Origin of the sequence: Planococcus rifietoensis, from assembly GCF_001465795.2 — a bacterium.
Taxonomy (GTDB): Bacteria; Bacillota; Bacilli; order Bacillales_A; family Planococcaceae; genus Planococcus; species Planococcus rifietoensis.
This window is the reverse complement of record NZ_CP013659.2, coordinates 3,225,077-3,251,924: the sequence shown is the minus strand read 5'-3', so window position 1 is coordinate 3,251,924 and position 26,848 is coordinate 3,225,077. Positions and strand designations below refer to the sequence as shown.

The following is a 26,848-nucleotide window of genomic DNA, read 5'->3' as shown; positions in this document are numbered from 1 at the left end:
TCTAACTCCTTTTCTTTCGTGGATTGAGCGCCAATTGCAACGCAGCCAGCCGGCGTCCGAACGGGATAATGTACCATTCTCTTTCGGTTATAATCCGTGATTTTGCCGCCACCAGTAAAAACACGGCAGCGCCGAGCGGCACGGCAGTCAGTGTGATGAATACGGCTTCCCACCGGCCGGACCACGGCAATAGCGGCACGAGCACCTTTACAAAGGCGTATACCGCGATCGTCATCGCCACAGACGCTGCTGTGAGCCAGCCGTAAAAACGGGCGTGAGCAAATTGCAGCGGCCAAACTTTCTTAAAATACCAGATGAGCGCTGCCGCAATAAAGACCAAGCCGATATTGCCGGCCAGCGCTGCGCCAGTGATGCCGTACAGTGGCACGAGCAATAAATTGCCAACCGATTTTAGAATCAAGCCGATAAACAATAACAGCGCCGGCACGCGGATTTTTCCGAAACCGTACAAAATCGCCGTCAGCACCAGCACAAGTGACATCGAAACGATTTGCCAATTGAAAACGATGAGTGCAACAGATCCGTCCGGCGTCTTAAATAAAGCTTCATTGACATAAGGCATAACCAGCGTCAAACCGGCGGATGCAGCGACAGCAAACAACACGGACACACGCAAAGCGAGGCTCGCATAAAGTGCCGGGCTGCGGCCGCTTTTTTCCTGCATCGTACGGGCAATAAGCGGCACGAGCGACAGCGTCAAAGAAGTCGCCAATAAAATCCCGAATTGCACAAGCGGTTGCGCACGGTCATAGATGCCTTTTTGTTCCATCGCGGCCTCTGTCCCGAGCGGCTGTTCGAGCAGACGATAGACAGTAAACGAATCGACCAGCTGAAACAGCACCAATAACAGCGAACTCATGCTGACGCTAAGGCTCGTAAACAGCAGGTTCTTCGCCATTCCCCGGTCGAAAGTGCCAATGGGGCGCTCTCTTTGACTCCGGTAAGAACGCCATAATAACAGCACAGCCGCGAATGCCCCGGCGCCGGCAGCGGCGATTGCCACTTGCCCTGCGACATAAAGCGAGAGGCCATAGCTGACAGCAGCAAATGCGCCGATCAAAATGACTGCGACGCGCACTGCCTGCTCAGTCACTTGAGCCGTAGCGACCGGTGCCATATTGCCAGTTGCCTGAAGTCGGCCTTTCATCATGGCAAGCGGTGCCATGAAGACGACCGCAAACGCCCCTGCCCGCAGCAATCCGGCAAGCAAAGGATCGCCCATCCAGCTTGCCAGCATGCCAGCCCCGAAATAGAGCGCGGCAAATGATGAGGCGGAAAGAATTACCATAAGCCAGGTAGCCGTTCGTAAAATGCCGGCATGCTTTGAATCATGCTGCTCCGCCAATAATTTCGATACAGCAACCGCAAAGCCGTAGGACGTCCAAATGCCGAAAATCGCCACGAATGGATACACTTGCTGATAAATATAAAAGCCCTCGTCGCCAACCAGGTTCTGAAACGGCACCCGGTAAACAGCGCTCAGCAGTTTAACGATAAACCCTGCGAGTGTAAGTAACGCGGCGCCTTTCAAGAAGCTCGTCATCGAATGCTGCGCCGTCATCTGCTTGTCCCCCGCATCACCCGACAGACGCCTCTTCCCGGACAGAATCAGCCAGAATCTCCATCATGCCTTCGAGTACATCAAACGGATGATGCTTGCCGGTCTTCTTGCCGTCTATATTCAAAACGAGTGCCTGGCCGTTCATCGTGAAGCCGACTGCGCGGCCATAGCTGCCGGAAGCTTCGACGACTTTGCCGCCGTCGATCGCTTCTGTTCCGGCATCGCTCAATTTGATAGTGACACGGTCGCCTTGCTGCTTGATCGAGTCGACACCGGCAGCGCGTGCCCAGACTTTCATGCGGGCGATGCGCAGCAATTGCTCGGCTTCGATCGGCAAATCGCCGAAGCGGTCGATCAATTCATCCTGCAAGTCGATCATTTCTTCTGCAGTTTCCATGTTTTTGACGCGTTTGTACATTTGGATCTTCTGGTAGCCGTCGGCAATATAGCTATCCGGAATATAGGCATCTTCCGTCAGCGAGATTTCCACTTCCGGCACGACTTCTTTCTTCATGCCGGTTCGGCGTTCTTCGATTGCTTCTTCGAGCATTTGCGAATACAAATCGAAACCGACCGAGTCGATAAAGCCGTGCTGCTGGGAGCCGAGCAAATTGCCCGCCCCGCGGATCGACAAATCGCGCATGGCAATTTTAAAGCCGGAGCCGAGTTCGGTGAATTCCTTGATGGCCATCAACCGTTTTTCGGCGACATCCGTCAGCACTTTATCGCGCTGATACATGAAATACGCATATGCCACGCGGCTCGAGCGCCCGACGCGGCCCCGCAATTGATACAGCTGCGACAAGCCCATGCGGTCGGCGTCATAGACGATGAGCGTATTGACATTCGGGATGTCGATGCCGGTTTCGATGATCGTCGTCGTCACGAGGACATCGTATTCGCCATCGAGAAAGCCGAGAATGATTGATTCGAGTTCAGTCTCAGACATCTGCCCGTGGGCATAGCCGACGCGCGCTTCCGGAACGAGCTGCTGGATCTCGTCCACTTTGCGGGTCATATCGCTCACACGGTTGTATAAATAAAACACTTGGCCGCCGCGCGCCATCTCGCGTTCGATCGCTTCGCGCACGAGCCCGCCATTATGTTCCATGACATAGCTCTGCACCGGGAAACGGTTGGCAGGCGGCGTCTCAATGACGGACAAGTCGCGCACGCCGATCATCGACATGTGCAAAGTACGCGGAATCGGCGTCGCCGTCAGCGTCAATACATCGACCGTCGATTTCAGCTGCTTGATTTTCTCTTTATGGGTCACCCCGAAACGCTGCTCTTCATCGATGATCAACAAGCCAAGATCTTTATACACAACATCTTTCGATAAAATGCGGTGCGTGCCGACGACAACGTCGACCGAGCCGTTCTTTAAGCCTTTGACGGTTTCGGTTTGCTGCTTTTTCGAACGGAAGCGGCTCATGAGGCCAACCTCGATCGGGTAATCCTTGAAACGCTCGCTCATTGTTTCGAAATGCTGCTGGGCAAGAATGGTGGTCGGCACGAGGAACGCCACTTGCTTGCCGTCGAGCACCGCTTTGAATGCTGCACGGATGGCGACTTCCGTTTTTCCGTAGCCGACATCGCCGCAGATCAAGCGGTCCATCGGGCGTTTTCTCTCCATGTCTTTTTTCACTTCGTCGATGGAGCGCAATTGGTCAGGCGTTTCCTCGTAAGGGAATTCCGTTTCGAATTGGCGCTGCATGTCCTGGTCTTCGCTGAACGTAAAGCCTTCGAGCGCTTCACGTTCCGCATACAGCTTGATTAAGTCATCAGCGATATCCTGTACGGCCGCCGATACTTTCGTGCGTGTCTTCTTCCATTCGACGCCGCCCATTTTATGGAGCTTCGGTTCTTTTTCTTCCGAGGCGATGTATTTCTGGACGAGGTCGATTTTATCGACCGGCACAAATAATTTATCATCGCCTTTATAGACGATGTGAAGATAATCTTTATGCACACCGCCGCTTTCCAATGTCTCAATGCCGACAAACCGGCCAATTCCGTGGTGGATATGGACGATATAGTCGCTCGGCTTGATCTCCGAATAGCTCTTGATGCGCTCGGCATTGGTCAATTTTTGTGCGCGGGTTTTTTTCTTCGGCTGCTTTTTGAACAATTCCGCATCTGTAATGACCGCCATGCGCTGCAGCGGCATTTCAAAGCCGCTCGACAATTCGCCGTCGACGAGATAGGTTTTGCCGTCTTGCACGATGGTTTTTTCGGTAATGATTTCAGCTTCCATTTCATAATCGTCCAAAACAGAGCGTACTTTTTGCAGCCGTTCTTCGCCGCTTGCCACGACAAATACGCGGAACTTGCCGAGCGTCCAGCGTTCCATTTCAGCTTGCAGTAAATTCATTTGCCCGTGGAACGATTGCATCGGCTTGCAGGAATAGGCGAGCGATTTCTTGATCGTGACGAGCGGGAAAGTCCGTGTAAAGAGCGACAGGAAATTGGCTGGCTGCTTGAGTTTCGACAACACGTCACGGAACGGGTACGCCAATGGCACATCGTGGAGGAACTTTCCTTCTTCGAGGAGCGACACCGTCCACTCCGCTTCTTCGCGCTCCAGCGTTTCGGTCATCTCTTGAATGCGTCCGAGTTCATCGAAAAACACGACGCCGTCTTCAGGGAAATAATCCCCGAGAAAAGCGGATTGCGAGTCGACCAAAGCGGCATACTTCGCCAGCTGTTCCGGTTCGTCGCCGCTCCGGAGGGTATCGATATCATGCTGTATATACTGCAGCATCAACTCTTTCGTATCGTCATCCTTTAGCTTTTTCAAGCTCGTGGTCAATTGATCTTCGATTCGGTCTGCCAATACACGCTTCTGCCCTGCTGACAACACCAATTCGACAGCCGGTAAAATGCACAGCGACTCGATTTTCTCGAGAGAGCGCTGGTCTTCTGCGGAGAACAGGCGGATGGAATCGACTTCCGTATCGAATAGTTCAATGCGCACCGGATGCTCGAAATGCAGCGGATAGACATCAAGGATGCCGCCGCGCAAGGCGAATTCGCCGGGTGAAGTGACCATTGTCGTGCGGGAATAGCCCATTGCAACAAGCTTCAATAGCCAGTTCTCGGTCTCGAGTTCATCTCCGTCCGCAACGCGCAGCGTCGCCCCGTCCCATTGTGCCGGGGACGGCAATAATTTGCGCAAGCCGGAAACCGGCGTGACGTAAATGCCTTTGCCGGTCGATTTTATATGGTCGAGCGTGTCGATGCGGTGGGCACGCAGTTCCGGTCCGGAAAATGCAATATCTGCGGCGATCGTTTCTTCCGCTGGATACAAACGCACGTGCCGCTCCCCCATGAGCCTGACCAAATCGTCATAGACCCGTTGGGCATGCAGCAAATTCGGCGTCACGACGAGCAGCGGCTTGTCGAGTTCTTCATGGACCGTCTGATAAAAAATCGGGCGCGCGCTGCCGGATAAGCCCGAGATCAGCTGGTGGTCCTGGCCTTTTTTCAGTTCTTTGATAAACGATTGAGTGTGGGAATCCCCTAAAAATGTCTGCAAAATGTGCTTCATGAAGATTCCTCCTTCCTGTCCAAAATAAAGCCGTTTGATGGCTATATTACCCTTTTAAAAACGATAGGAAACGGGAAAAAGCCTTGGACGCACGCATGCGCCAAAGCGATTAACCGTTGTATTCGTTCATGACTTCGATAAATGGTTTCGACAGCCAGTAATTGCACGCATCCGCACTTTTTCCGACCGCCTCTTGCATCAATGGCTTTTCTTCAGCATTGAACTTAGCGAGTACGTAATCCGGCACTTTCATTCCTGCAGGCGGGCGGCTGATGCCGATGCGCATGCGGTTGAACTGCTGGGTGCCGAGATGCTGGATCAGTGACTTGATGCCGTTGTGGCCACCCGCGCTGCCTTTTTGGCGCAAGCGGAGCTGTCCTGCCGGCAAATCCAGATCGTCGTAGATGACCACAATGTCTTCTGTGTCGACATTGTAATAATCCATCAAGGGGCCGATACATTCGCCGGATAGATTCATATAGGTGAGCGGCTTAACGAGCATCACTTTGCCTTCTGGGCGGTGGACGACGGAATACATTCCCTTGAACTTGGACTGTGTGAGCGGGGCGTTCCATTCTTTCGCCAACCGGTCGATTACGTGAAAGCCGATATTGTGGCGGGTTTCTTCATATGTTTTTCCTGGATTCCCCAGGCCGATGATCATTTTCATAGCAAACTCCTTTTACTTCTTCACTGCCTTTTATTTTACCATAATCCGTGCGCATGCAATAAAAACAGGGACTGCCGGTTGGCAGTCCCTGTTTGAGCATTGCAGGAATTATTCTTTTTCTTCGCCGGCTGCTTCTTCTTCGTTGTCGCCGATCACTTCAGGCTCTTCGCCTTCGTCTGTTGTTTCAAGCTCTTCTAGCTCTTCTTCTGTACGTGGTGCAGTAACAGAGATCAACAGGAAGTCATCGTCGTTCAAGATTTCAAAGCTGAACTTGTCACGGATGTCGCTGACCGACACAGAGTCGCCGATTGCGAGCTCGCTGATGTCGATATCGACTGAATCCGGAATATCGCTCGGTTTGACGCGAATGTGAACTTCGCGGTTCGGCTGCGTCACGACGCCGCCTTCTTTTTCGCCTGGTGATTCACCGATCAAGTGAACAGTTGCATCAACATCGATTTCTTCAGACATATTGATTGCCAAGAAGTCGACGTGCTTGAAGCTGCCTTTCAATGAATCCATTTGGTAATCGCTCAATACGACGTTCGTGCTCTTGCCGCCGATTTCCAAGCTGATGACGCCATTGCGTCCAGATTCACGCAAAGTCTTGATCAAGTCAATTTCGGACACGGCAATTGGTGTCGTTTCCATTTTGTAGCCGTATACGACGCCAGGCACGTGGCCTTCGCCGCGCAAATCGGTTAATGCCGAATGCGGCTTTCCTGTTTCTCTTTTCGCTGCTGTCATTTTGATAGCCATATAATTTCAACCTCCAGTTATATTAAACGCATAGTTTATAACTACCCTGTTCATATAAAGCTGAAACCTGGAAGACTCTGGGATATCCCAGCGCCATCAATCAAATAAAGTGCTGACTGATTTCTGTTCGTGTACACGGATGATGGTTTCAGCAAGAAGCGGTGCAACCGTCAATTGTTTGATCTTGTCGATTTTTTTCTCATCTGCAAGAGCGATCGAGTTGGTCACGACCAATTCCTTGATGACGGAATCCTGGATGCGCTGGACGGCAGGGCCCGAAAGCACCGGATGCGTACAGCAAGCGTAAACTTCTTTCGCTCCGCTTTCGATCAATGCGCTAGCTGCAATCGAAATTGTTCCAGCCGTGTCGATAATGTCATCGATGATGATCGCTGTTTTGCCTTCGACGTTCCCGACGATGTTCATCACTTCGGCAACGTTCGGGCGCGGACGGCGCTTATCGATGATGGCAATCGGCGCTTTCAAGCGGTCCGCCATTTTACGGGCACGCGTAACGCCGCCGTGGTCAGGCGACACGATGATCGCGTTCTCGAGATCGATGTTTGGATCGTTCAGGAAATGATCGGATAGGAGTGGCACAGCTACCAGATGGTCAATCAAAATATCAAAGAACCCTTGGATTTGCGGAGCGTGAAGATCCAAGACAACAACACGTGTCGCACCGGCTGTTTCAAGCAGGTTGGCGACGAGTTTGGCTGTGATCGGCTCGCGTGAACGTGCTTTGCGGTCCTGGCGTGCATAGCCGTAGTATGGGATGACTACGTTTACGGTACGCGCAGATGCACGCTTGACGGCATCGATCATGATCAATAGCTCCATCAAGTTTTCGTTGACCGGCTGTGAAGTCGATTGGACGATGAACACATCGCAGCCACGGATGCTTTCTTCGATGTTAATCTGGATTTCTCCGTCGCTAAAATGTGTTACCGAGCTTTTGCCAAGCGGCAAGCCCACTTGCTCAGCAATTTGCTCAGCCAGTTCTTTGTTCGAGTTCAACGAAAAGATTTTCAACTTCGAGTTAGTATTTTGAATGCCCATTGGGGGGAACCCTCCTATTATTTGCGGTTTAGTTTGCTTGCGTAGCCTTCTTTATTTTCCTGGCGCGCTCTGGCAATCGCCAAGGCGTCGCTAGGGACATCTTTCGAGATGGTCGACCCTGCCGCGACATAAGAGCCTTTGCCGATCGTCACCGGCGCAATCAAATTCGAGTTGCAGCCGATGAACGAATCATCTTCAATGGTCGTGAGGTGCTTGTTCTTGCCGTCGTAATTGACCGTGATCGTGCCACAGCCGATGTTGACGCCGCTTCCGACAAGCGCATCTCCGATATAGCTCAAATGGGACACTTTGCTGCCCGTACCAAGCTCGGCTTTTTTCACTTCCACGAAATTGCCGATCTTCACTTCATTTCCGAGCGCGGATTGCGGTCGGATATGGGCGAATGGCCCGACAGCGGTATCGTTGCCGATTGTGCTGTCATACACTTCGGAGCTGCGGATTTCCGTGCGATCGCCAATTGTGCTCGAGACGATGCGCGTGTTCGATGTGATGACGCAATCTTCCCCGATGACTGTATCGCCTTCGATGGTAACATTCGGGTGGATGATCGTATCAGCCCCGATTTTTGCCTGTGCGCTAATATACGCGGTCGCCGGGTCGATGATCGACACACCCGCACGCATATGCTGTTCAGCGATGCGGCGGCGAAGGAAAGTCTCCGCTTGGCTCAGCGCGACGCGGTCATTGACGCCGAGCGTCTCTTCAAAGCTATCGGTCGCAAAGGCCGCCACGATTTCCCCTTGTTTTTGCAGGATCTCGATGACGTCCGGCAAATAATATTCGCCTTGTACATTATCATTCGAAACGTTTTTCAACGCGTCGAACAAAGCTTCGTTGTCAAAGCAATAGGTTCCGGTATTGATTTCTTTCACGGCTTGCTCTGCAGTCGATGCGTCTTTTTGCTCGACGATCTTCTCGACACTTTCAGAAGCGTCCCGGATGATGCGGCCGTAGCCTGTCGGGTCTTCAGCGATAGCCGTCAGGATGGTCGCTTTAGCGCCGGTTTCTTTATGATGGTCGATGAGTGACTGCATCGTTTCCGCACGGATCAAAGGCGTATCGCCGCATACGACAATTGTCGTCCCGGCTTTCCCTTCGATCAGCGGCGCTGCTTGCTGCACGGCGTGGGCTGTGCCGAGTTGCTCTTCCTGGAGTGCGTATTCACTCATGTCCCCCAGCTGGTCTTTTACTTTCTCCGCTCCATGCCCGACGATCGTGACGATTTTCTCGACGCCAAGCTGGTGGATATTCCCCGTGACGTGCTCTACCATCGGCATGCCGCACACCGGGTGGAGTACTTTATACAATTTCGATTTCATGCGCGTGCCTTGTCCGGCCGCCAAAATCACTGCATATGTATGGTCCATCGGTCGAATCCCTCCGTTTCCTGTATTTAAACTGATTAACTGAAAAATGATTGTCTGGCGAAAGGGCTGTCCGTTCTAGACAAAAAAATGCCACTTTCACGTTTCCTTATTGACTATAGCTGAAAAACCCTTGATTTTCAAGGTTACAGGACATGACAATCACATGACAAAGCCCGAAGCGAGCGCAATCGTGCGCTTTTTTCACCTTCTGAGCAAGGCTGGTGCGAGGCGGATTTCTTGCCGATGGAATTTTGCCCACAAAAAAGAACCTTCTCTTGAACTGGAAGGTTCTTCGGCGTATCAGATGCCGGCATTTTCAAGTACTGCTAGCTCTTCACTTTGTGCATATGCTTCGAGCACGGCTTCTTGCAATTTATTGCGCGTGCCGGAGTTGATCGGATGTGCAATGTCGCGGAACTCCCCGTCCGGCGTCCGCTTGCTCGGCATGGCGACAAATAACCCGTCGTTGCCGTCGATGACACGGATGTCGTGTACCACGAATTCATTGTCGAGCGTGATTGAAGCGATTGCCCGCATGCGTCCATCAGTCTGGACTCGGCGCAACCTTACATCAGTTACTTCCATTCTCAAATCTCCCCTTCTCTTGCTGTAATTTTTTGGCGCATTTGTTTGTATTCGGGAGAGAGGACTAAATTCCTTCAAAAATTACAGAATTTATTAGAAAATTTACTTAATAAATGAAAATAAAACAAAAACCACCCAAAAGGTGGTTTTATTGTGCAACTTTCGCAATGACTTCAATTTCTACTTTCACATCTTTTGGCAGGCGTGCCACTTCGACTGTGGAGCGCGCTGGCTTATGCTCGCCGAAATAAGAAGCATAAATAGAGTTCAGTTCCGCAAAATCGTTCATATCTTTGATGAACACAGTCGTCTTGATAACCTGCTGAAGCGACGATCCTGCTTCCTCTAAAACAGCCTGAAGATTGGCGAACACTTGATGCGTTTGTTCCGCTATGCCGCCTTGTGCGAGCTCTCCGTCTGCTTTCAACGGGATCTGCCCCGAGCTGTAGAACATATCGCCTGAAATGACGCCTTGGGAATACGGCCCGATTGCCGCTGCTGCTTTGTCTGTCGCTACGTATTTCATATTAATCCGCTCCTTCAAAATAATTTCCGGCTCTCAACGTAATGGTCCGGTCTTTTTCGCTGACTTCGTCCAATTTGACGAGGGAGAGATATTTTTCCACGAGGCGTTCGTCTGCATGCTCCGCTTCCACGAGCACCGCAACACCGGCCAATGTGCAATCGAATTCTTCCAATAAGTTCTTCATGCCGTTCATCGTGCCCCCGACTTTCATGAAATCGTCGGTGATGAGCACGCGCTGGCCGCTCTTCATGCTGCGCTTCGACAACACCATCGTCTGGATGCGGCGCGTGGAACCCGAGACGTAATTGATGCTGACTGTGGAGCCTTCTGTCACTTTGCTGTCGCGGCGGACGATGACGACCGGCACATTCAAGTGGCGCGCGATGGCTTGGGCAATGGGGATGCCTTTTGTCGCGACTGTCATGATGGCATCGATTTTCTCGCCTGCAAACGCGCTGGCGAACACTTTGCCGACGCGGTTCATCATTTGGGGGTTGCCGAGCACATCGGTCATATACAAATAACCGCCCGGCAATAGCCGGTCCGATTGGCTCAATTCCGTAATCAATCCGTCCATGACTTGGCGAATCTCGGCATCTTTCATCTTCGGTACATATTTGACGCCGCCCGAAGCTCCCGGCACGGTCATCAACAGGCCGATGCCTTTTTCTTCAAAGGTTTCCTTGACGATGCCTAGGTCCTCGCTGATCGATGATTTCGCTGACTGATACAGATCCGAGAAATATGTCAACGGAATCAATTGATGCGGATGTTCCAATAGATAATGCGTCATGTCGACCAAGCGTTCACTGCGCTTCCATTTCACTACTACCCTCTCCTAAACACGAATATTCTAATGAAAACTTACCATAAATATACGTATTTAAGCAAGAGGCTCCCGGTCGCCAAGCAAGCGCACCGCATATACTTCGGAGCAGAAGCCGCGCAGGCCGTTATAGATGCGCGGAATGCGCGCTTCCTGGTTGACCAGGCCGAAAACGGTCGGACCGCTGCCGCTCATGAGCACCGCATCGGCACCGAATTTAATCATTTGCTCCTTGATCTGCCCAACTTCGGGGTGGAGGTTCATCGTGACGCTCTCGAGCGCATTGCCGAGATTAGCGCACATCGCTTCGTAATCCCCTTCACGGAGTGCTGCGATCATCGCTTGCGTGTCCGGATGATCCGCTTTGTCTGGATTGAATGCCCCGTATACATCCGCTGTCGAAACGCCGAGCGATGGTTTGGCGAGGATGACCCAGCAATGCGGAGGCGCCGGCAGTTCTTCGATCACCTCGCCGCGCCCAGTCGCGAGCGCTGTGCCGCCGTATACGCAAAATGATACGTCAGAGCCGATTTTCGCGCCCAGTTCTGCCAGCTCATCGAGCGACAGATTCAATTGCCATAGCTGGTTGAGCCCTTTCAAGGTGGCCGCTGCGTCGCTGCTGCCGCCGGCAAGTCCCGCAGCTACCGGGATTTGCTTATCGAGCGAGATAATGACGCCTGTCTTGATATTGAATGTATCTTTGATCAATTGCGCAGCCTGGTACGCCAGATTGCGCGAGTCATTCGGCACGAAGCGGTCCGCTGACTGGATATGTATGCCTTTCGCTGTTCCTTGCAGGCCGATCCGGTCCGCCAAGTCGACGGTGGTCATGATCATTTCGATTTCGTGGTAATTGTCCGGACGCTTATACAAGACATCCAGCGTCAAATTGATTTTGGCAGGCGCTTTTATATAGAGCATTCCACTGCCTCCTTTTCTGTTCTGATGAAAACTATTTTAACACAGACGCATGGCTTCCGAAGAACCGGAACAATAGAAAAAACCCGCTTCCGGCGAAATCACCGAAGCGGGTTGTAAAGTAAGTATGAAATAGAGTTCAATTATTTAACGACTAGTGCGTCTTCTGTTCCTTCAAAGACAGTGATTTCCACTGCTTCAGTTAAGATGTCCGCGTAGCTATAAGATACACGTTCAAATGCATGTTCATCTTGATCCAATTCAATCACGAACACGGAGTGATAGGTTTCACGCAGAATTCCGGCACGTTCTACCGTCTTTTTGCGACCTCCGTTTGCTTTTAACAGCAACCTTTTCCCTAAATGCAGGTCTAATGACTTTTTAATCTCCGCCAAAGTTTTGGGCATTTTGTCTACACCTCACTATAGTCTAAAGTCTAGCATAAAATGACCGCGGAGTCAAATAAATTTTTAATTTTACCAATGCTTTTCAGGAATTGCAACAGTTATTTATCCGAAATATTCTACTTCCGAAAAAAACTGTGCCAAAACTGTTACAGTTTCACAGTTTAGTGAAAGTGCGGATACAATTTATCGGAAAGCAGCCCAAATTCCTTGATGCTGAGCGTTTCACCGCGCCTCGCTGGGTCAATGCCGGCTTCTTCGAGTGCCTGCAAAATGAGGTCTTTTTTCGCTTTCCCGTTCGGCATGGCACTTTGTAGGTTGTTGAGAATCGTCTTGCGGCGCTGGACAAATGACCCGCGTGTCACCGAGAAGAAAAAGTCTTCGTCAATAACTTGCACGATCGGTTCCGTTCGTTTGATCATGCGGATGACCGCGGAGTCGACATTCGGCTGGGGCATGAAAACCGACTTCGGCACTGTCATGGCGTAATCGGCTTCCGTATAATATTGGATGGCGATCGACAAGGAGCCATATGCTTTCGTGCCAGGTTTCGCCGTAATGCGCTCTGCTACTTCTTTTTGCAGCATGACGACCATTCCGCGAATCGGCAGTTTCTCAAGCAATAATTTGAGGATGATCGGCGTTGTCACGTAATAAGGCAAGTTGGCGACGACCATGATGTCGTCAAAACCGGCCAATTCTTCTTGGATCGCTCTTTCGACGTCCGCTTTCAAAATATCGGAATGGATCACTTTGACGTTATCATAGGGCGACAATGTGTCCGCGAGTACCGGCAATAATCGCTGGTCGATTTCAAACGCCAATACTTTCCCTGCGTCTCTCGCCAGGTGTTCGGTTAATGCACCGATGCCCGGGCCGATTTCAATGGCGGCCGAATCTTTTGTGAGCCCCGCTTGCGAGACGATTTTGCGTAAAATATTCGGATCGATCAAAAAGTTCTGGCCGAGGCTTTTCTTGAAAGTCAGGCCGTGTTTGGCCATGATCTCTTGCGTACGGATCGGTGTTGCTATATCTTTGGTCATGTTCTGTCCTCCTGGGTTAACGCTTGCACTGCGTCGATAAACTGCTGTTTGGTAATGCCGAACACATGCAGGCGCTTATGCAGCTGCTTGCCGTTCGTGTAGCCGATGTTGAGCGCTTCGCCGAGCTCTGTCCTGCGGGCTTTCGCTGACGGATGGGCAATCAGCCGGGCGTCGATCAAATCCTCTAGGGTGATCTCCACCGGCCGCTCTGCTGTCAGCGGCGTATAGACCGCCTCTAACGCCTGGCGGATATCTTCATCACTGGCATGTTCAATGCCGAGCCCTTTGCCGTTTTTGGCAATAGTCTTTTCTTTCGCCAAAAAGGCATGCTTGGCATGCGGCACGTGTTCTTCAATAATAGCACGAATCCGCCTGCCCGGATAATCGGGATCGGTGAAGACGATGACGCCCCGCTTCTCCTGGGCATGCATAATGCGCCGCAAAGTCTCGTTTGAGATGGCGGACCCGTTCGTTTCGATCGTATCGGCGCCCACAGCCCGCTTAATCGCCACTGTATCATCTTTACCTTCGACTACAATCACTTCTTGTATCTTCATGGCCTATCCCTCGTTTCTGCAGATCTCATTCATTTTACCGCGCTTCCGGCAAACATGTAAAAAGCTTTCCCGATACTCCGGGAAAGCTTTTCCTTCTATATAATACCTTATTCGATTAGTTGAGGATTTTAACTTTCACTTGTTTGCGCCCGAATGCGATGGCATCGGAACGGTTCGGCATGAACAAATCGATCTTGTTGCCTTTGATCGCTCCGCCTGTATCGCCTGCAATGGCATTGCCGTAGCCTTCTACCCACACTTTTGAACCGAGTGGAATGACGCTTGGGTCAACTGCGATCACTTTGAGGCCCGGATTCGCTTTCAAGTTGATGCCCGTTGCCGTGATGCCAGAACAGCCTGTGCAGCTAGCCGTGTAAGCTGTTGCCGAGACATAGAATTCCTTACCGCCTGTAGGTTCAGAAGCAGCTTCTTTTTTCGCTGGCTGTGGTGCAGCTTTCGCTTTTTCAGGAGCTTTTTCAGGAGCTTTTGCTACCGCCTTTGGAGCCGCAGCTTTCTTCGCCGGTGCCGAAGCTTTTTTCACTGGTGCTGCTTCTTGTTTCGCTGATGCCTGTTTAGGCGTGGCGGTTTCTTTTTTCGCTGTGCCGCGCGAAACGCTCGCTACGATTGTTTTCGTGCCGACAGCCAAGATCTGCTGTTTCGGTTCTTTGACGACTTTTTCTTTTTTCAATTCACGTTTTACTTCTTTGCCGTTTTCTTTCACGACTTCGTACGTTTTCTTAACCAATCCGTTCTGCCCTTTTTGGACAAGCTTTTCGCTGCCTTTCAAAAGGGACGAATCTTTTCTCGTTTCCACTGCATACTTCACAGCGTCTTCCACTACATCGGTGACTTTTTCTACACGCACGACCTCGACTTTCGAGTTAGGAAGAACGAGTTCATCCATATCCTGTTCTACACGGTCAAGTTTGCTTAGTTCTACACTATGCTGTTTTAAAAAGTCAGCGACCGTAGTCGAAGTGGACCAGACTTTTTTGTCTTTTCCGCCATCCACGATGGTTACTTCATACGCTTTCTCTACGTCGATCATTGTATCTTCATCGACAGTCTCATCTAATGCAGGGCTTACTTTGTCATGTTTTGTCACTTCAATTTCAGCTTTTTCCAAAATTGCAGCAACAGTGTTCTCAGTCGTCCATGCTGAACGGGTTTCTCCGTCAACTGTTACTGCGTATTGTTCCGCTTCATCCCATTCGATCGCGGCGTCGCCTTCGATCTTCGTATCGGCTGAATGGCTGAGGAAATCGTCTTTCCCGACTTCAATCGCCTTTTCGTCCAATACATCGCCGACCGTTTCAGCATGGGTGCGGATTTCTTCGGTTTCCCCGTTCGCTGTAATGGTCACCGTATTTTTCGTGCCTTCGAAAATTGCGAAAGCCAATACAGCTGCGAACAACAGAACCGTTGCAATGCTGATCGCGATCGACTTCCCTTTAAATGATTTATTGTTATTGGTATTATTTGCCTCTTTTGTCAAAAATAACTCCTCCTTTGTACACCTGAGTGATTATAGGCGCGTACCACTTCCATGTCAATGCATATGTTTTTTCAATTAACCAGCATTTATGACAATTTGTAGAATCGTTTTGCATTTTCCGTTGTTGCTTCAGCGACCGTTTCGACCGGCAGCTCTTTCAAGCGGGCGATCTCTTCCGCCACAAGCGGCATATACGAAGGTTCGTTGCGCTTGCCGCGGTATGGATGCGGCGCGAGGTACGGGGCGTCGGTTTCAATCATCAGATGCTCAAGTGGAATTTCAGCAGCCACTTCTTTTGGCTTTTTGGCGTTTTTGAATGTTACCGGCCCGCCGAGTGAAATCATGAAATTCATCTTGATGCTCTCTTGCGCCGTTTCGACGCTGCCGCCGAAGCAATGCATGACACCGCCGACTTCTTGTGCGTCTTCCTCGCGCAAGATCGTCAGCACGTCTTCTGTCGCTTCCCGGTTATGGATAATGATTGGCAACTTGACGCGTTTCGCGAGTTGGATCTGCTTGCGGAATACTTGTTGTTGGATATCTCTCGGGGATTTATCCCAATGGTAATCGAGGCCCGTTTCACCGATGCCGACCACTTTTTCGTGCGCAGCCAATTGTTCGATCCATTCGAGGTCTTCATCTGTGCAGTCGATCGCATCGACAGGATGCCAGCCGACGACGGCATAGATAAAGTCATATTGCTCAGCCAATTCAATGGCGCGTTTGATCGTTTTCCGGTCAAAACCGATGACGACCATTTTCTCCACCTTGCTGTTTAGCGCGCGATCAATGACTTCCTGCAAATCTTCGTCGTATTGATCGGCGTTTAAATGAACATGGGTATCGATATACATCTTCATCAGTCTCCTTCACATAGATTACATTGTACGGGTTGAGGCCATTTCTTTCTTCACAGCCATATTACATTTGGATTACAAAACATGATGTTTTAAAGTCATTTCGTCTTTTTCAGACGTTTTCATAGTCTTTAAGTCACGAAACACATAAAAACAGCCTGCTCAACTGAGCAGGCTGTCACATGAATATTTACTTAACTTGTGTGCCGTTCGGTAACTTTTGGTCTACGGAAGCGATGGTCAAGTAGCCATTTTGCTGGCCGGCGAGAATCATGCCTTGCGATAATTCTCCGCGCAGCTTGACCGGTTTCAAGTTGGCGACAATGATGACTTTTCGGCCGACGAGCTCATCCGGCTTGTAATGCTCCGCAATGCCGGAGACGACTTGCCGTGTTTCATAGCCCATGTCCACTTGCAGCTTCAATAGCTTATCGGTCTTCTTCACCGGTTCGCATGCCGTAACCGTCGCTACGCGTAAATCCACTTTCATGAAATCATCGATCGTAATCTCGGGGGTGTCCGGCTTTTCCGGGACGGTCTCAACAGGTGCTTGTTCTTCTTTCGGCGCTGCCCCTCCGCGCATTTGGTCGCGAATATACGCCACTTCCGGTTCCACTTCGAGACGCGGGAAAATCGGCGTGCCTTTTTTCACGACGGTCGTACCTGAAGGAATCGCACCGAATGACTCTAATGTCTGCCATTCAAGGAACTCCGGCGTAAGGCCGAGCTGTTCGATGATCTGCTTTGGTGCATTCGGCAAGAACGGCTGCAGCATAACCGCTGTCATGCGCAAGCTTTCCGCGAGATGCGCCATGACCGATGCAAGCTGCGTGCGATCGCCATCATCTTTCGCCAATACCCACGGCTGCGTTTCATCGATGTATTTATTCGTGCGCGAAATCAATGTCCACACTTCGCTCAACACGAGGCTGAACTGCATTTTTTCCATATGCTCTTCGTAAACAGCAACGGTGTTTTTTGCCACCGTCTGCAAAGTCTCGTCGAAGTCGGTCTTGAAGCCATTGACTTGCGGCACTGAACCGTCGAAATATTTATTGATCATCGAGACAGTGCGGTTCAGCAAGTTGCCGAGATCGTTCGCCAAGTCGTAATTGGTACGCTCGACAAAAGATTCCGGCGAGAACACGCCGTCAGATCCAAATGGCAGTTCGCGCAATAGGAAATAACGCGCCGCATCCAGCCCGTAGCGCTCCACAAGCATTTCCGGATAGACGACATTGCCTTTCGATTTCGACATTTTGCCGTCTTTCATCATGATGAAGCCATGTGCGAAGACTTTCTTCGGCAATGGCAAGTCAAGCGCCATGAGGAAGATCGGCCAATAGATCGTATGGAAGCGCACGATGTCTTTTCCGACGACGTGGACGTCTGCCGGCCAGTATTTATTGAAATTGGAATCATCATTCGAACCATAGCCGAGTGACGTGATGTAATTCGACAACGCATCGACCCATACATAGATGACATGCTTCGGATCTCCAGGAACCGGGATGCCCCAGTCGAATGAAGTCCGGGAAACCGACAAATCTTCAAGGCCCGGCTTAATGAAATTATTGACCATTTCATTTTTACGCGATTCCGGCTCGATGAATTCGACATGCTTATCGTAATAATCAAGCAAGCGGTCTGCGTACTTTTTCATATTGAAGAAATACGATTCTTCTTTCACTTTATGCACCGGGCGTCCGCAATCCGGGCAATTGCCGTCTTCTAGCTGAGATTCCGTGAAGAAGGATTCACAAGGCGTGCAATACCAGCCTTCGTATTCGCCTTTGTAGATATCGCCATTGTCGAGGAAGGTTTGGAAAATTTTCTCCACGCCTTCCTTATGGCGGGCTTCAGTCGTGCGGATAAAGTCGTCATAGCTGATGTCCATGACTTCCCATACTTTTTTCGCCGCCTCAGCCATATCATCGACAAAGACTTGCGGTTCTTTGCCGGCTTCGCGGGCTTTCTCTTCAATTTTCTGGCCGTGCTCATCCATGCCCGTCAAAAAACGGACATCGAAGCCGCGCAAGCGTTTATAACGCGCCATGGCGTCGGATGCAACGGTCGTGTAAGCCGTTCCGATATGGAATTTTCCGCTCGGATAATAAATGGGAGTCGTCAGGTAAAATGTCTTGTTCTTGGCAGTCACGAAAAATTCCTCCAGTTTTTTTGTATATCCTTTATTTTAACGAAGTCGTGAATTTTGTACAATGTTTCCTCCCGCCCGGAAAATCCCAGTCCCAAAACTGGAGCTTCTTCCCAAAATAGGTCGACAGGAAAATAAATGGCAAAAAAACAACGAAATAATGGGTATTTGCCTCAAAAACCCAAAATTTATTATGAAATCCATAGTTTTTTATTGACCTAATTGACATTACTTGGTATGATTTATGACAAGAAGTGGTAAATGTCGAATTTTGACGAATTCTGCCGCTAAAATTGAAAGGGGCTAATGATTATGAAATCGACTGGTATTGTACGTAAAGTGGACGAATTGGGCCGCGTAGTTATTCCGATTGAATTGCGCCGTACGCTAGGAATCGCAGAGAAAGACGCGTTGGAGATTTATGTCGACGACGACAAAATTATCTTGAAAAAATATATGCCAAATATGACATGTGCGGTAACTGGTGAAGTTTCCGATGAGAACATGCAATTGGTTGGCGGCAAATTGATCCTCAGCCCAGAAGGCGCGGAGCAGCTCGTTAAAGAAATCCAAAGCAATTTGAAGAAATAAAAAACCGGCGTGCCTATGCACACCGGCTTTTTTTTATGGACTCGATTCAGTCTTTATGGAATGCTTCGTATACATCCCGCTTCGGCAGGCCGCGCGCTTTTGCCGCTTCCTTGATCGCTTCTTTTGAAGAAATTTGTTTTTGTTCCATCAACTGGGTGACATGCTGTTCGTATGTTAGTTCTTTCCACCACTCATCCACTTCCAGCATGTCGGGCTCCGAATTGCCTTCAACCACCAAGCAGAATTCGCCGCGGATTTCATTCGACTCCGACCAAGCGACGGCTTCTTCTAGGCTTCCGCGCAGAAACTCCTCGAATTTTTTTGTCACTTCCCTGGCCAAGACAATCCGGCGCTCGCCGCCGAACACCGCCATCAGGCTTTTCAAACTATCTTTCAAACGATGCGGCGCCTCGTAAAATAGCAGCGTTTCTTCTTTTTGGCTCAATTTTTCGAGTTCGGTGAGGCGCGCTTTCTTATTGCGCGATAGGAACCCGTAAAACAAGAACGGCTGCGGAGTGATGCCAGAAGCAATCAATGCGCTGAGTGCCGCATTCGCACCCGGTACCGGGACGACCGGATAGCCTGACTCGACTGCTTTTTTCACGATGTCTTCCCCTGGGTCGGAAATGCACGGCATGCCGGCATCGCTGACCAACGCCACCGATTTCCCTTCCGCCAAATAGCGCAGGATTTTCTCTCCCCCGCTATCCTGGTTGTGTTCGTGATAGCTAACTAACGGCGTACTGATGGAAAAATAATTGCAAAGCTTCTTGGTGTTGCGCGTATCTTCCGCCGCAATGACATCCACTTCTTTTAACAGCCGCAGCGCGCGCACCGTCATGTCTTCCAAATTGCCTATCGGTGTCGCCACTAAATAAAGCGTCGTTTGTTCGCCACTGAAACTTTTCTGTGATTTCATGTCCGTTCCGCCTTTCCGTCCTGAATATAGGCGATTTTTTCCGCCTTGCTCAATTGTTTGAAGGCGTATTCCGCTTTCATCGCTTCCGGCTTTGTTTTGTACATTTCGTGGTAAAGGAGCGTCAACGGGCCGCGGGAGCGCGTATATTTCGCGCCTTTGCCGCTTTCATGCTTGGCCAAGCGTTTTTTTAAATCATTCGTATAACCCGCATAATAAGACCCGTCCCCACATTCAAGCACGTAGAAATAATGCTCATTGTTCACTTCCATACAGCAAACCTCGCACTTCTTCCGTGTATTCGCCGTCGTCTCCATAAACGATCAAAGGCGGCAATACTTTCAAATCAGGCTTGCCATCCTTGATGCCTTCAATCAATAAAGTATTCGCTTCTTTTCCAGCCTTCGGGTAGACAAGCCGGATCCGTTTTGGCTCTAAGCGGTTGTTGCGCATCGCCGCCATGATATCGATCAATCTTCCCGCACGGTGCACAAACGCCGCTTTGCCGCCTTGCTTCAACAGCTGGCTCGCCGACCGTACCGCTTCGTCCAATGTCAGGTGCAGTTCGTGGCGCGCAATCGCCATATGCTCACTCAGATTTTTATCGCTCATGTCATGCGCCGGGAAATACGGCGGATTGCATGTCACCGTATCGAATTTCTCGTAGCCGAGCTGCGCAGGGATTTCTTTCACGTCCCCTTCGATAATGTCGATCTGTCCGTCGAGGCCGTTGAATTCGATGCTGCGGCGCGCCATGCCAGCCAGGCGGGGCTGAAGTTCAACTCCCGTGATCGTTGATTCGGTGCGAGCGCTCAAAAACAATGGAATCGCCCCATTGCCCGTGCATAAATCGACAATGCGGCCGCGCTTTTTCGGCACATAGGCAAAACGCGCCAACAGCACCGCGTCCAAAGAAAAGGAAAATACCGATGGGCTTTGGATGATGCGCAAGTTCTCCGCCAGCAAATAATCCAGCCGTTCGTCATCTGTTAACATATCGTTCACTCCTGCCATAATAAAAGGCTGCCGCCACACGGAGTGTCGGAAGCCTGTTGGTTCTATTTTTGGGTTATGTCTGCCTAGCCAGAACGGCCGTTTCGGCTTTTCTCCTTTATGTCTAGGCTTCGACAGCCAGACCCTCGAGGTCACAAGGTGGTTTGCTTATGCGGCAAACTACGCCGCTTCAGCAAACCACCTTGTGCTTGTCGGGTCTAAACGGCTGTCTACGCTTTTCTTGTTGTCCAGCTCAAGCGCCTAGCTCCTCGGGTCATAAGCCCATTTCCCTGTGCGGCAAAAAGCGCCGCTTCGGGAACTTGTCTTATGCCTGTCAGAGCTGAACAGGCGGCCTCGCTTTTCTTTGTTAGTTTTGCTTATTTAGGAAAGATAAACAAAACAGGCAGTCGTCGCCTTTTCTGGAGCTGCCGAAATGGACGTTGCAGACGTGGTAGCCTTCGTGGTATAGGCGGGCCAAGTTATCGTAGCCTTCGCCGATATCCATGACGGCTTTTTTCAACTTGACCGGGTCGACTTTTTCCGGTTCCGGCACCTTTTCGTTCAGTTCATCGAGGCGGGCACGCAAATGATGATTTTCCAATTGCAGCGCATGATGCTCTTCCATCGTCCGCGCTACTACTGTTTTCAAATCACGGAACTGCTCTTGCATCGATTCCAATTGCTGTTCAAAATCCATGACCGTATCCAAAAAGTTCTTTTCTTTCACTGATACCACCACCTCACGCTCTCGTCCCTTGGTTCATGATTTCATCCAATGTATATTCCAGCGTCTGGTCTTGTTCAGCCAGGCGGATTTTCAATACTCTTTCAAGCAAGTTTAAGCTGACGACTCGGCCGTTGCCATCTGGCGTCTCGACGCGTGCACCGATATCCGGCATTTCCTTTTTCGCCTGTTCGTATTCATCGTTTTCGTATTTCAGGCAGCACATCAAACGGCCGCACAGCCCCGAAATCTTCGACGGATTCAACGACAAGTTCTGGTCTTTCGCCATCTTGATCGACACGGGCTCGAAATCGCCGAGGAAAGTCGAACAACATAGCATGCGACCGCATGGCCCGATGCCGCCAAGCATTTTCGCTTCGTCGCGCACACCGATCTGGCGGAGTTCAATGCGTGTACGGAAAATCGACGCCAAGTCTTTCACCAAATTACGGAAATCGACACGGCCTTCTGCCGTGAAATAGAAAATGACTTTATTGCGGTCAAATGTGTATTCCACATCGACTAACTTCATGTCCAAACGGTGAGATTCGATTTTCTCCGTCCCGACTTCAAACGCGCGCTCTGCTTCTGAGCGGTTTTCATCCACTTGCAGGCGGTCGCGTTCAGTAGCGACCCGCACCACTTGCTTAAGCGGCAGAACAACATCGTTCTCGCCCACTTCTTTCACGGGAACGACCACTTTGCCGTATTCGATGCCCCGTGCTGTTTCCACAATGACATAATCGTCTTTTTCGATCAGTGCTTCGCCTGGATCGAAATAATATATTTTACCCGCTTTCTTGAAGCGGACTCCTATTACTTTATACAATTGCTTACCCCTCCTGCAGATTCAGCATTAATTGCTCCATCAACAGTGTCCGGTTCATATTGCGCGGCAATTGCTGTTTGGCTTGTAGCACTGCCTGCAGCTGCCTGGACAATACATCGAACGAACGTTGAAGCGCCATCTGCTTCCAAGTTTCTTCCATGTCCGGATACGTGCGTGCAGTTTCAAGACCCGCTTTCACTGTCGCGATGTCCCGATATGCAAATAATAACATGTCGAGCCCTCTTTCGGCATCTTCTTTCTCCTTGAACAAGGGCAGCCAGTCAGATTGGATCAAAAGTAATGCCTCGTGGACATTGCTCCCGACCGTCTCGACGAGCTTCAACACCAGTTTCCGCTCATCGGCAAACTGCTCTTGTTCGCTCAGCCGCTTCGCTTCCTGCTCGCTTTGTGTCAGCATGCTCACCGTCGCTGCCATCGACCCCGTCATGCCATCCGCCATCAAGCGCTCCATCAGCCTCGGCCGTGACAGCGGCTGGAATGACAATAGCTGACAGCGCGAGCGGATCGTGCTCATGATGGCATTCAAGCGCTCCGTCAATAATAGCGCGGTCACATTCGCTTCGGGTTCTTCCAAAAACTTCAGCAAGGCATTGGCGGACGAATTATTCATTCGGTCCGCCTGCTCGATCACGTAGATCTTGCGCCCGCTATTCAGCGCGGTCTTGTTCATCGTATAAATCAAGTCGCGAATCTGGTCGATTTTGATGTTCTGCCCATCCGGTTCGATAAATAAAATATTCGGATGATTGCCGCTTTCATACAATTTACAGCTGCGGCATGTTTCACATGGAACATTATCGATCGGTGTTTCACATAATAATAATTTGACAAAAAAATGCGTCAGTTCCTTTTTCCCGGAACCCGATGGCCCTTCGAGTAGATACGCATGGGCCAGACGGTCATTGGCATACGCCCCTTGCAACCGCTTCACCACAACCGGCTGCATGTCCTGCAATTCTTCTATGGTCTTGTGCATGATTCCACCTTCAAACTTTGTAAAAAATCCCGTGTTCCAGATGGATCACGGGTAGTGCGGACGACACAGCAGCTGCTGCTTAAAATTGCTGGAACTGTTCGATTGGCAAGACAAAAATCGTTGCCCCGCCCACTTCCACTTCGACCGGATACGGTATATAGGAATCCGCATTTCCACCCATCGGGGAAACCGGCGCCACCATCTGTTCACGCGCGCGGCAATTGTCGCGGATCAAATCCATCAATTTCGGGACACGGCTATCGTCGACCCCGATCAAAAAGGTGGTATTTCCTGAGCGCAAGAACCCTCCCGTACTGGCAAGCTTGGTAGCCCGGAAATCATTTTTCGTCAACGCGTTGGATAAGCGGTTACTGTCTTGATCCTGTACCACTGCAACGACGAGTTTCATCAGCACTCACTCCTTTTTTGGTTGCTTCTCTATGTATTAGTATAACACGAACGGCGAACGTGCCGTCACATCTTTCCTTTAGGCAATGCGAAAAATTCATGACTATATGCACAAAGCCGTTGATTCAGTCCATGAAAAAACAGCCCTTAACGAACAGGGCTGCCGGCAATCCATTATTGTTTTTCAGCCAAGAAGCGCTGCAGTGCTTCATACGCATCCGCCACCACTTCATCCAGCTCATTTTCTGCATTGATCAATTGCATACGTTCTGGGTAGCGGCCGAGCAATAGCAAATAGCCTTCCCTCACTTTGTAATGAAACGCCAGTGACTCCTCATCCAGGCGATTGAATTCACGTCCTTGATCGAGGTCGATGCGCGCAAGCCCCGTTTTCGGATTGACATCAAAATACAAAGTCAATTCAGGCATATGCCCTTCGATAGCGAATTCATTGATCGCCAGCACATTGTCCAGGCCAAGCCCGCGCGCGTGGCCCTGGTAAGCGAGGCTGCTGTCGACAAAACGGTCGCAAAGAACGATTTTCCCTGCCTGAAGCGCCGGCAGCACACGCTCCACCAAATGCTGACGCCGTGCCGCTGCATATAATAGCGCTTCGGTACGGGCGTCCATCGCCGTATGCGTCCGGTCCAGGATGACTTCGCGGATTTTCTCCGCGATTTCGATGCCCCCCGGTTCACGCGTTGTCACTACTTCAAACCCATCAGCTGTCAAACGTTCTGCCAGCTTCGCCAGTGCCGTCGTCTTACCCGATCCTTCGCCGCCTTCTAGCGTAATAAAATAACTCATATTTTCACCTGTTCCCTTATCTTTTAACTAAAACCTTCCCCACTATAACGCAAAAACCAGCTGTTTCACAACTTCCTTTTGACCTTATTCTTCGTCTTCCGCCACTTGGTATGCGCGCTCGAACAGTTCCATTTGGCTATCGATCACCGCTTGCCCTTCGATTCTCCGGACGTAGCCATAATTGCCTTCCTCGTCCTGTTCACGGGCTTTGACATTGTCCCGTAGCCCAAGCTCGAGAATGTCCCACACTTGCCCTTTCACCCTCTTATCGAGAATCGGGAAAAGGATTTCAATGCGGTTGTTCAAATTTCTCGTCATCATGTCCGCGGAGGACAAAAAGGTTTTCTCTTTGCCGTTCTGATGGAAATAATACACACGGCTATGTTCAAGCAGGCGCCCGACAATGCTGCGCACGCGAATATTGTCGCTCACTCCGGGAATCCCTGGGCGCAAGCAGCAAATTCCCCGGACGATCAAATCGATTTTCACCCCGGCACGCGACGCTTCGTACAGCTTGATGATGATGCTCTTATCCGTCAACGAGTTCATTTTAGCCACAATATGGCCATTGCCGTACTTTTTCTCGTACCGAATTTCGGAATCGATCAAATGAAGAATGTCTTTCCTGATCGAAAACGGCGCCACCGATAGATAATGGAATTCTGGCTTTTCCGTGTAGCCGCTCAAGTAATTAAAGAAATTCGTCGCATCGATGCCGATTTCTTTTTTCGAGGTAAATAAGCTCATATCGGTATAGATTTTTGCCGTCTGGTCGTTGTAATTGCCGGTCCCAAGATGGACAAAACGCTCGATCCGCCCTTGTTTTTTCCGCACCACAAGAGTGATTTTGCTATGGGTCTTTAAATGGGTCATCCCGTAAATAACATGGCAGCCCGCTTTTTCAAGTTCTTTCGCCCAGTGCACGTTGTTTTCCTCATCAAAACGCGCCTTCAATTCGACAAGCACCGTTACTTGCTTACCGTTTTCCGCTGCCCGCTTCAAGGCATTGATCACCGGGGAATCCCCGCTGACACGGTATAAGGTCTGTTTGATGGCGAGCACATCAGGGTCATCCGCCGCTTCTGAAATAAACTCAACGACTGGCTCGAACGATTCATACGGATGATGCAAAAAAACATCTTCATCGGCAACTTTCGCAAAAATCGCCTTGCCGTTCTCCATTCCCGCCGGCAATTGTGAAATCTTCCCTTCGTAGACCAAATGCTCCCATATTGGGGCCATCTTTTTGTAAAAACTGAAAAACACCGTCAAATCCAGAAATCCATCAATTTCATAGACGTCTTTCGGATGCACTTCCAACTCATCCATCAAATAGTCCAAAATAACGGGATCCAAGCCATCTTTTTGCACTTCGAGGCGAACGGCAGCGCCCCATTTGCGCTTCCTCAACTCTTCTTCGATTTCTTTGAGCAAGTCGCGCGCGCCTTCTTCGTGTATTGTCATATCCGCATTGCGGGTGATACGGAACACAGTCGTCGATATGACTTCATAGCCGTGAAACAGCTTGCCGATAAAGAAACCGATGACGTCTTCGAGCATCAATAACTTACGCAATCCGCCGTTTTCCGGCAATTGGACAAACCGCTCAAGCATCGCAGGCAATTGCACGATGGCTGTTCGCGTGCGTTGTTCAGAATCCGCTTCTTTTGCCGTGTCTTCCAATACCACCGCCAAATTGATACTTTTATTCAACAGCATCGGAAACGGGCGGTAGGCATCGATCGCCATCGGGGTCAACACAGGAAAAATATGCTCATCAAAATAAACCTCCAAAGCCTCTCGCTGCAAATCGTTCAATTCCCTTACTTTCAGGAAATGGACATGTTCTCTTTGAAGCTTGGGATACAATATTTTGCGCAAAGTGTCGTATTGCAAATTCACCAATTCATGGTTCTTCAAGGCAATTTCATGCAATTGCTGCTTTGGCGTCATCCCGGCTTTGTTCTCAGGCTTATTAAAGCCCACCTTCACTTGGTCCTGTAGTCCCGCCACACGGACCATGAAAAACTCATCCAAGTTGGAACTGAAAATCGCCAAGAACTTAAGCTTTTCGAGCAGCGGATTGCGCGGGTCAAGCGCTTCTTGCAACACCCGTTCATTGAATGCCAGCCAACTCAGTTCGCGGTTATTGTAATAAGAAGGATTGTTCAACTGGATCATGTCTTCCTTTTTCTTTCCCACGGCAAAA

General features: G+C 50.2%; 26 protein-coding genes. 1 reads left to right on the top strand and 25 read right to left on the bottom strand.

The window, feature by feature from the left end:
• Position 1: 1 nt before the first annotated feature.
• The 16 genes from AUC31_RS16090 to metG all read right to left on the bottom strand — a co-directional run bounded on the left by AUC31_RS16090 (position 2) and on the right by metG (position 18,377).
• A complete protein-coding gene (locus AUC31_RS16090; RefSeq protein ID WP_058382222.1) occupies positions 2-1,582 on the bottom strand; it encodes a putative polysaccharide biosynthesis protein in 1,581 nt (526 codons plus the stop codon).
• Positions 1,583-1,598: 16 nt separating this feature from the next.
• Positions 1,599-5,132 carry a transcription-repair coupling factor gene (mfd, locus tag AUC31_RS16085; protein ID WP_058382223.1) on the bottom strand — a complete coding sequence of 1,178 codons (3,534 nt, stop codon included), beginning with the start codon at positions 5,130-5,132 and terminating at the stop codon, positions 1,599-1,601.
• A 109-nt stretch (positions 5,133-5,241) separates the two neighbouring features.
• The gene (pth, locus tag AUC31_RS16080; protein ID WP_058382224.1) at positions 5,242-5,802 is read right to left on the bottom strand and encodes an aminoacyl-tRNA hydrolase; all 561 of its coding nucleotides are present in this window, start codon (positions 5,800-5,802) and stop codon (positions 5,242-5,244) included.
• Positions 5,803-5,910: 108 nt separating this feature from the next.
• A complete protein-coding gene (locus AUC31_RS16075) occupies positions 5,911-6,561 on the bottom strand; it encodes a 50S ribosomal protein L25/general stress protein Ctc (RefSeq protein ID WP_058382225.1) in 651 nt (216 codons plus the stop codon).
• Between the two features lie 96 nt (positions 6,562-6,657).
• Positions 6,658-7,620 (bottom strand): ribose-phosphate diphosphokinase, encoded by a 963-nt coding sequence (locus tag AUC31_RS16070; protein WP_058382226.1) that lies wholly within the window; start codon positions 7,618-7,620, stop codon positions 6,658-6,660.
• A 17-nt stretch (positions 7,621-7,637) separates the two neighbouring features.
• The gene (gene glmU, locus AUC31_RS16065; protein ID WP_058382227.1) at positions 7,638-9,008 is read right to left on the bottom strand and encodes a bifunctional UDP-N-acetylglucosamine diphosphorylase/glucosamine-1-phosphate N-acetyltransferase GlmU; all 1,371 of its coding nucleotides are present in this window, start codon (positions 9,006-9,008) and stop codon (positions 7,638-7,640) included.
• A gap of 300 nt (positions 9,009-9,308) precedes the next feature.
• Positions 9,309-9,593: a septation regulator SpoVG gene (gene spoVG / locus AUC31_RS16060; RefSeq protein WP_058382228.1), complete on the bottom strand. Its 285-nt coding sequence runs from the start codon at positions 9,591-9,593 to the stop codon at positions 9,309-9,311.
• A gap of 148 nt (positions 9,594-9,741) precedes the next feature.
• Complete coding sequence (locus tag AUC31_RS16055; RefSeq protein ID WP_058382229.1) at positions 9,742-10,119, bottom strand: RidA family protein; 378 nt, start codon at positions 10,117-10,119, stop codon at positions 9,742-9,744.
• A gap of 1 nt (position 10,120) precedes the next feature.
• Positions 10,121-10,945 (bottom strand): pur operon repressor, encoded by an 825-nt coding sequence (purR, locus tag AUC31_RS16050; protein WP_058382230.1) that lies wholly within the window; start codon positions 10,943-10,945, stop codon positions 10,121-10,123.
• A 57-nt stretch (positions 10,946-11,002) separates the two neighbouring features.
• Positions 11,003-11,866, bottom strand: coding sequence for a 4-(cytidine 5'-diphospho)-2-C-methyl-D-erythritol kinase (gene ispE / locus AUC31_RS16045; RefSeq protein WP_058382231.1), 864 nt, complete (start codon positions 11,864-11,866; stop codon positions 11,003-11,005).
• Between the two features lie 140 nt (positions 11,867-12,006).
• Positions 12,007-12,270 (bottom strand): biofilm formation stimulator Veg, encoded by a 264-nt coding sequence (veg, locus tag AUC31_RS16040; protein WP_058382232.1) that lies wholly within the window; start codon positions 12,268-12,270, stop codon positions 12,007-12,009.
• A gap of 161 nt (positions 12,271-12,431) precedes the next feature.
• The gene (gene rsmA, locus AUC31_RS16035) at positions 12,432-13,310 is read right to left on the bottom strand and encodes a 16S rRNA (adenine(1518)-N(6)/adenine(1519)-N(6))-dimethyltransferase RsmA (protein WP_058382233.1); all 879 of its coding nucleotides are present in this window, start codon (positions 13,308-13,310) and stop codon (positions 12,432-12,434) included.
• The gene (gene rnmV / locus AUC31_RS16030) at positions 13,307-13,867 is read right to left on the bottom strand and encodes a ribonuclease M5 (protein ID WP_058382234.1); all 561 of its coding nucleotides are present in this window, start codon (positions 13,865-13,867) and stop codon (positions 13,307-13,309) included. Before rnmV ends, rsmA begins: the two co-directional genes overlap by 4 nt.
• A gap of 115 nt (positions 13,868-13,982) precedes the next feature.
• The gene (locus tag AUC31_RS16025; RefSeq protein ID WP_058382235.1) at positions 13,983-15,362 is read right to left on the bottom strand and encodes a G5 and 3D domain-containing protein; all 1,380 of its coding nucleotides are present in this window, start codon (positions 15,360-15,362) and stop codon (positions 13,983-13,985) included.
• Between the two features lie 86 nt (positions 15,363-15,448).
• Positions 15,449-16,216, bottom strand: a complete 768-nt coding sequence (locus AUC31_RS16020; protein ID WP_058382236.1) for a TatD family hydrolase — start codon at positions 16,214-16,216, stop codon at positions 15,449-15,451.
• A 193-nt stretch (positions 16,217-16,409) separates the two neighbouring features.
• Positions 16,410-18,377, bottom strand: coding sequence for a methionine--tRNA ligase (gene metG, locus AUC31_RS16015; RefSeq protein ID WP_058382237.1), 1,968 nt, complete (start codon positions 18,375-18,377; stop codon positions 16,410-16,412).
• Positions 18,378-18,686: 309 nt separating this feature from the next.
• Between metG and AUC31_RS16010 the strand changes: the two genes are divergently transcribed.
• Entirely contained in the window at positions 18,687-18,965 is a 279-nt protein-coding gene (locus tag AUC31_RS16010) for a transition state genes transcriptional regulator AbrB (RefSeq protein WP_058382238.1), read from the top strand.
• 46 nt (positions 18,966-19,011) lie between these two features.
• Here the strand turns inward: AUC31_RS16010 and rsmI are convergent, their stop codons facing one another.
• The 9 genes from rsmI to AUC31_RS15965 all read right to left on the bottom strand — a co-directional run bounded on the left by rsmI (position 19,012) and on the right by AUC31_RS15965 (position 26,820).
• Positions 19,012-19,884, bottom strand: coding sequence for a 16S rRNA (cytidine(1402)-2'-O)-methyltransferase (gene rsmI / locus AUC31_RS16005; RefSeq protein WP_058382239.1), 873 nt, complete (start codon positions 19,882-19,884; stop codon positions 19,012-19,014).
• The gene (locus AUC31_RS16000; RefSeq protein WP_058382240.1) at positions 19,881-20,153 is read right to left on the bottom strand and encodes a GIY-YIG nuclease family protein; all 273 of its coding nucleotides are present in this window, start codon (positions 20,151-20,153) and stop codon (positions 19,881-19,883) included. The genes rsmI and AUC31_RS16000 overlap by 4 nt, the downstream gene beginning before the upstream one ends.
• Positions 20,137-20,877: a tRNA1(Val) (adenine(37)-N6)-methyltransferase gene (locus AUC31_RS15995; RefSeq protein ID WP_058382241.1), complete on the bottom strand. Its 741-nt coding sequence runs from the start codon at positions 20,875-20,877 to the stop codon at positions 20,137-20,139. Before AUC31_RS15995 ends, AUC31_RS16000 begins: the two co-directional genes overlap by 17 nt.
• A 364-nt stretch (positions 20,878-21,241) precedes the next feature.
• Positions 21,242-21,601: a DNA replication initiation control protein YabA gene (yabA, locus tag AUC31_RS15990; protein WP_058382242.1), complete on the bottom strand. Its 360-nt coding sequence runs from the start codon at positions 21,599-21,601 to the stop codon at positions 21,242-21,244.
• Positions 21,602-21,614: 13 nt separating this feature from the next.
• Entirely contained in the window at positions 21,615-22,427 is an 813-nt protein-coding gene (locus AUC31_RS15985; protein ID WP_058382243.1) for a PSP1 domain-containing protein, read from the bottom strand.
• A gap of 4 nt (positions 22,428-22,431) precedes the next feature.
• Positions 22,432-23,424, bottom strand: coding sequence for a DNA polymerase III subunit delta' (holB, locus tag AUC31_RS15980; protein ID WP_058382244.1), 993 nt, complete (start codon positions 23,422-23,424; stop codon positions 22,432-22,434).
• Between the two features lie 79 nt (positions 23,425-23,503).
• Complete coding sequence (locus AUC31_RS15975; protein WP_058382245.1) at positions 23,504-23,833, bottom strand: cyclic-di-AMP receptor; 330 nt, start codon at positions 23,831-23,833, stop codon at positions 23,504-23,506.
• A gap of 173 nt (positions 23,834-24,006) precedes the next feature.
• Positions 24,007-24,639, bottom strand: a complete 633-nt coding sequence (gene tmk / locus AUC31_RS15970) for a dTMP kinase (protein WP_058382246.1) — start codon at positions 24,637-24,639, stop codon at positions 24,007-24,009.
• Between the two features lie 84 nt (positions 24,640-24,723).
• On the bottom strand, positions 24,724-26,820 hold the full coding sequence (locus AUC31_RS15965; RefSeq protein WP_058383735.1) for an RNA degradosome polyphosphate kinase: 2,097 nt from the start codon (positions 26,818-26,820) through the stop codon (positions 24,724-24,726).
• Positions 26,821-26,848 lie beyond the last annotated feature (28 nt).

Bases quoted from the DNA above. Each gene is read 5' to 3' on its own strand.
- rnmV (WP_058382234.1), bottom strand. From the start codon at position 13,867: ATGAAGATACAAGAAGTGATTGTAGTCGAAGGTAAAGATGATACAGTG.
- rsmI (WP_058382239.1), bottom strand. From the start codon at position 19,884: ATGAAATCACAGAAAAGTTTCAGTGGCGAACAAACGACGCTTTATTTA.
- pth (WP_058382224.1), bottom strand. From the start codon at position 5,802: ATGAAAATGATCATCGGCCTGGGGAATCCAGGAAAAACATATGAAGAA.
- AUC31_RS16020 (WP_058382236.1), bottom strand. From the start codon at position 16,216: ATGTATATCGATACCCATGTTCATTTAAACGCCGATCAATACGACGAA.
- mfd (WP_058382223.1), bottom strand. From the start codon at position 5,132: ATGAAGCACATTTTGCAGACATTTTTAGGGGATTCCCACACTCAATCG.
- holB (WP_058382244.1), bottom strand. From the start codon at position 23,424: ATGCACAAGACCATAGAAGAATTGCAGGACATGCAGCCGGTTGTGGTG.
- AUC31_RS16090 (WP_058382222.1), bottom strand. From the start codon at position 1,582: ATGACGGCGCAGCATTCGATGACGAGCTTCTTGAAAGGCGCCGCGTTA.
- rsmA (WP_058382233.1), bottom strand. From the start codon at position 13,310: ATGACCAAAGATATAGCAACACCGATCCGTACGCAAGAGATCATGGCC.
- AUC31_RS16075 (WP_058382225.1), bottom strand. From the start codon at position 6,561: ATGGCTATCAAAATGACAGCAGCGAAAAGAGAAACAGGAAAGCCGCAT.
- tmk (WP_058382246.1), bottom strand. From the start codon at position 24,639: ATGAGTTATTTTATTACGCTAGAAGGCGGCGAAGGATCGGGTAAGACG.
- glmU (WP_058382227.1), bottom strand. From the start codon at position 9,008: ATGGACCATACATATGCAGTGATTTTGGCGGCCGGACAAGGCACGCGC.
- AUC31_RS16070 (WP_058382226.1), bottom strand. From the start codon at position 7,620: ATGGGCATTCAAAATACTAACTCGAAGTTGAAAATCTTTTCGTTGAAC.
- AUC31_RS16000 (WP_058382240.1), bottom strand. From the start codon at position 20,153: ATGGAAGTGAACAATGAGCATTATTTCTACGTGCTTGAATGTGGGGAC.
- AUC31_RS15995 (WP_058382241.1), bottom strand. From the start codon at position 20,877: ATGTTAACAGATGACGAACGGCTGGATTATTTGCTGGCGGAGAACTTG.
- AUC31_RS16055 (WP_058382229.1), bottom strand. From the start codon at position 10,119: ATGAAATACGTAGCGACAGACAAAGCAGCAGCGGCAATCGGGCCGTAT.
- spoVG (WP_058382228.1), bottom strand. From the start codon at position 9,593: ATGGAAGTAACTGATGTAAGGTTGCGCCGAGTCCAGACTGATGGACGC.
- AUC31_RS15965 (WP_058383735.1), bottom strand. From the start codon at position 26,820: ATGATCCAGTTGAACAATCCTTCTTATTACAATAACCGCGAACTGAGT.
- ispE (WP_058382231.1), bottom strand. From the start codon at position 11,866: ATGCTCTATATAAAAGCGCCTGCCAAAATCAATTTGACGCTGGATGTC.
- AUC31_RS16010 (WP_058382238.1), top strand. From the start codon at position 18,687: ATGAAATCGACTGGTATTGTACGTAAAGTGGACGAATTGGGCCGCGTA.
- veg (WP_058382232.1), bottom strand. From the start codon at position 12,270: ATGCCCAAAACTTTGGCGGAGATTAAAAAGTCATTAGACCTGCATTTA.
- AUC31_RS15975 (WP_058382245.1), bottom strand. From the start codon at position 23,833: ATGAAACTCGTCGTTGCAGTGGTACAGGATCAAGACAGTAACCGCTTA.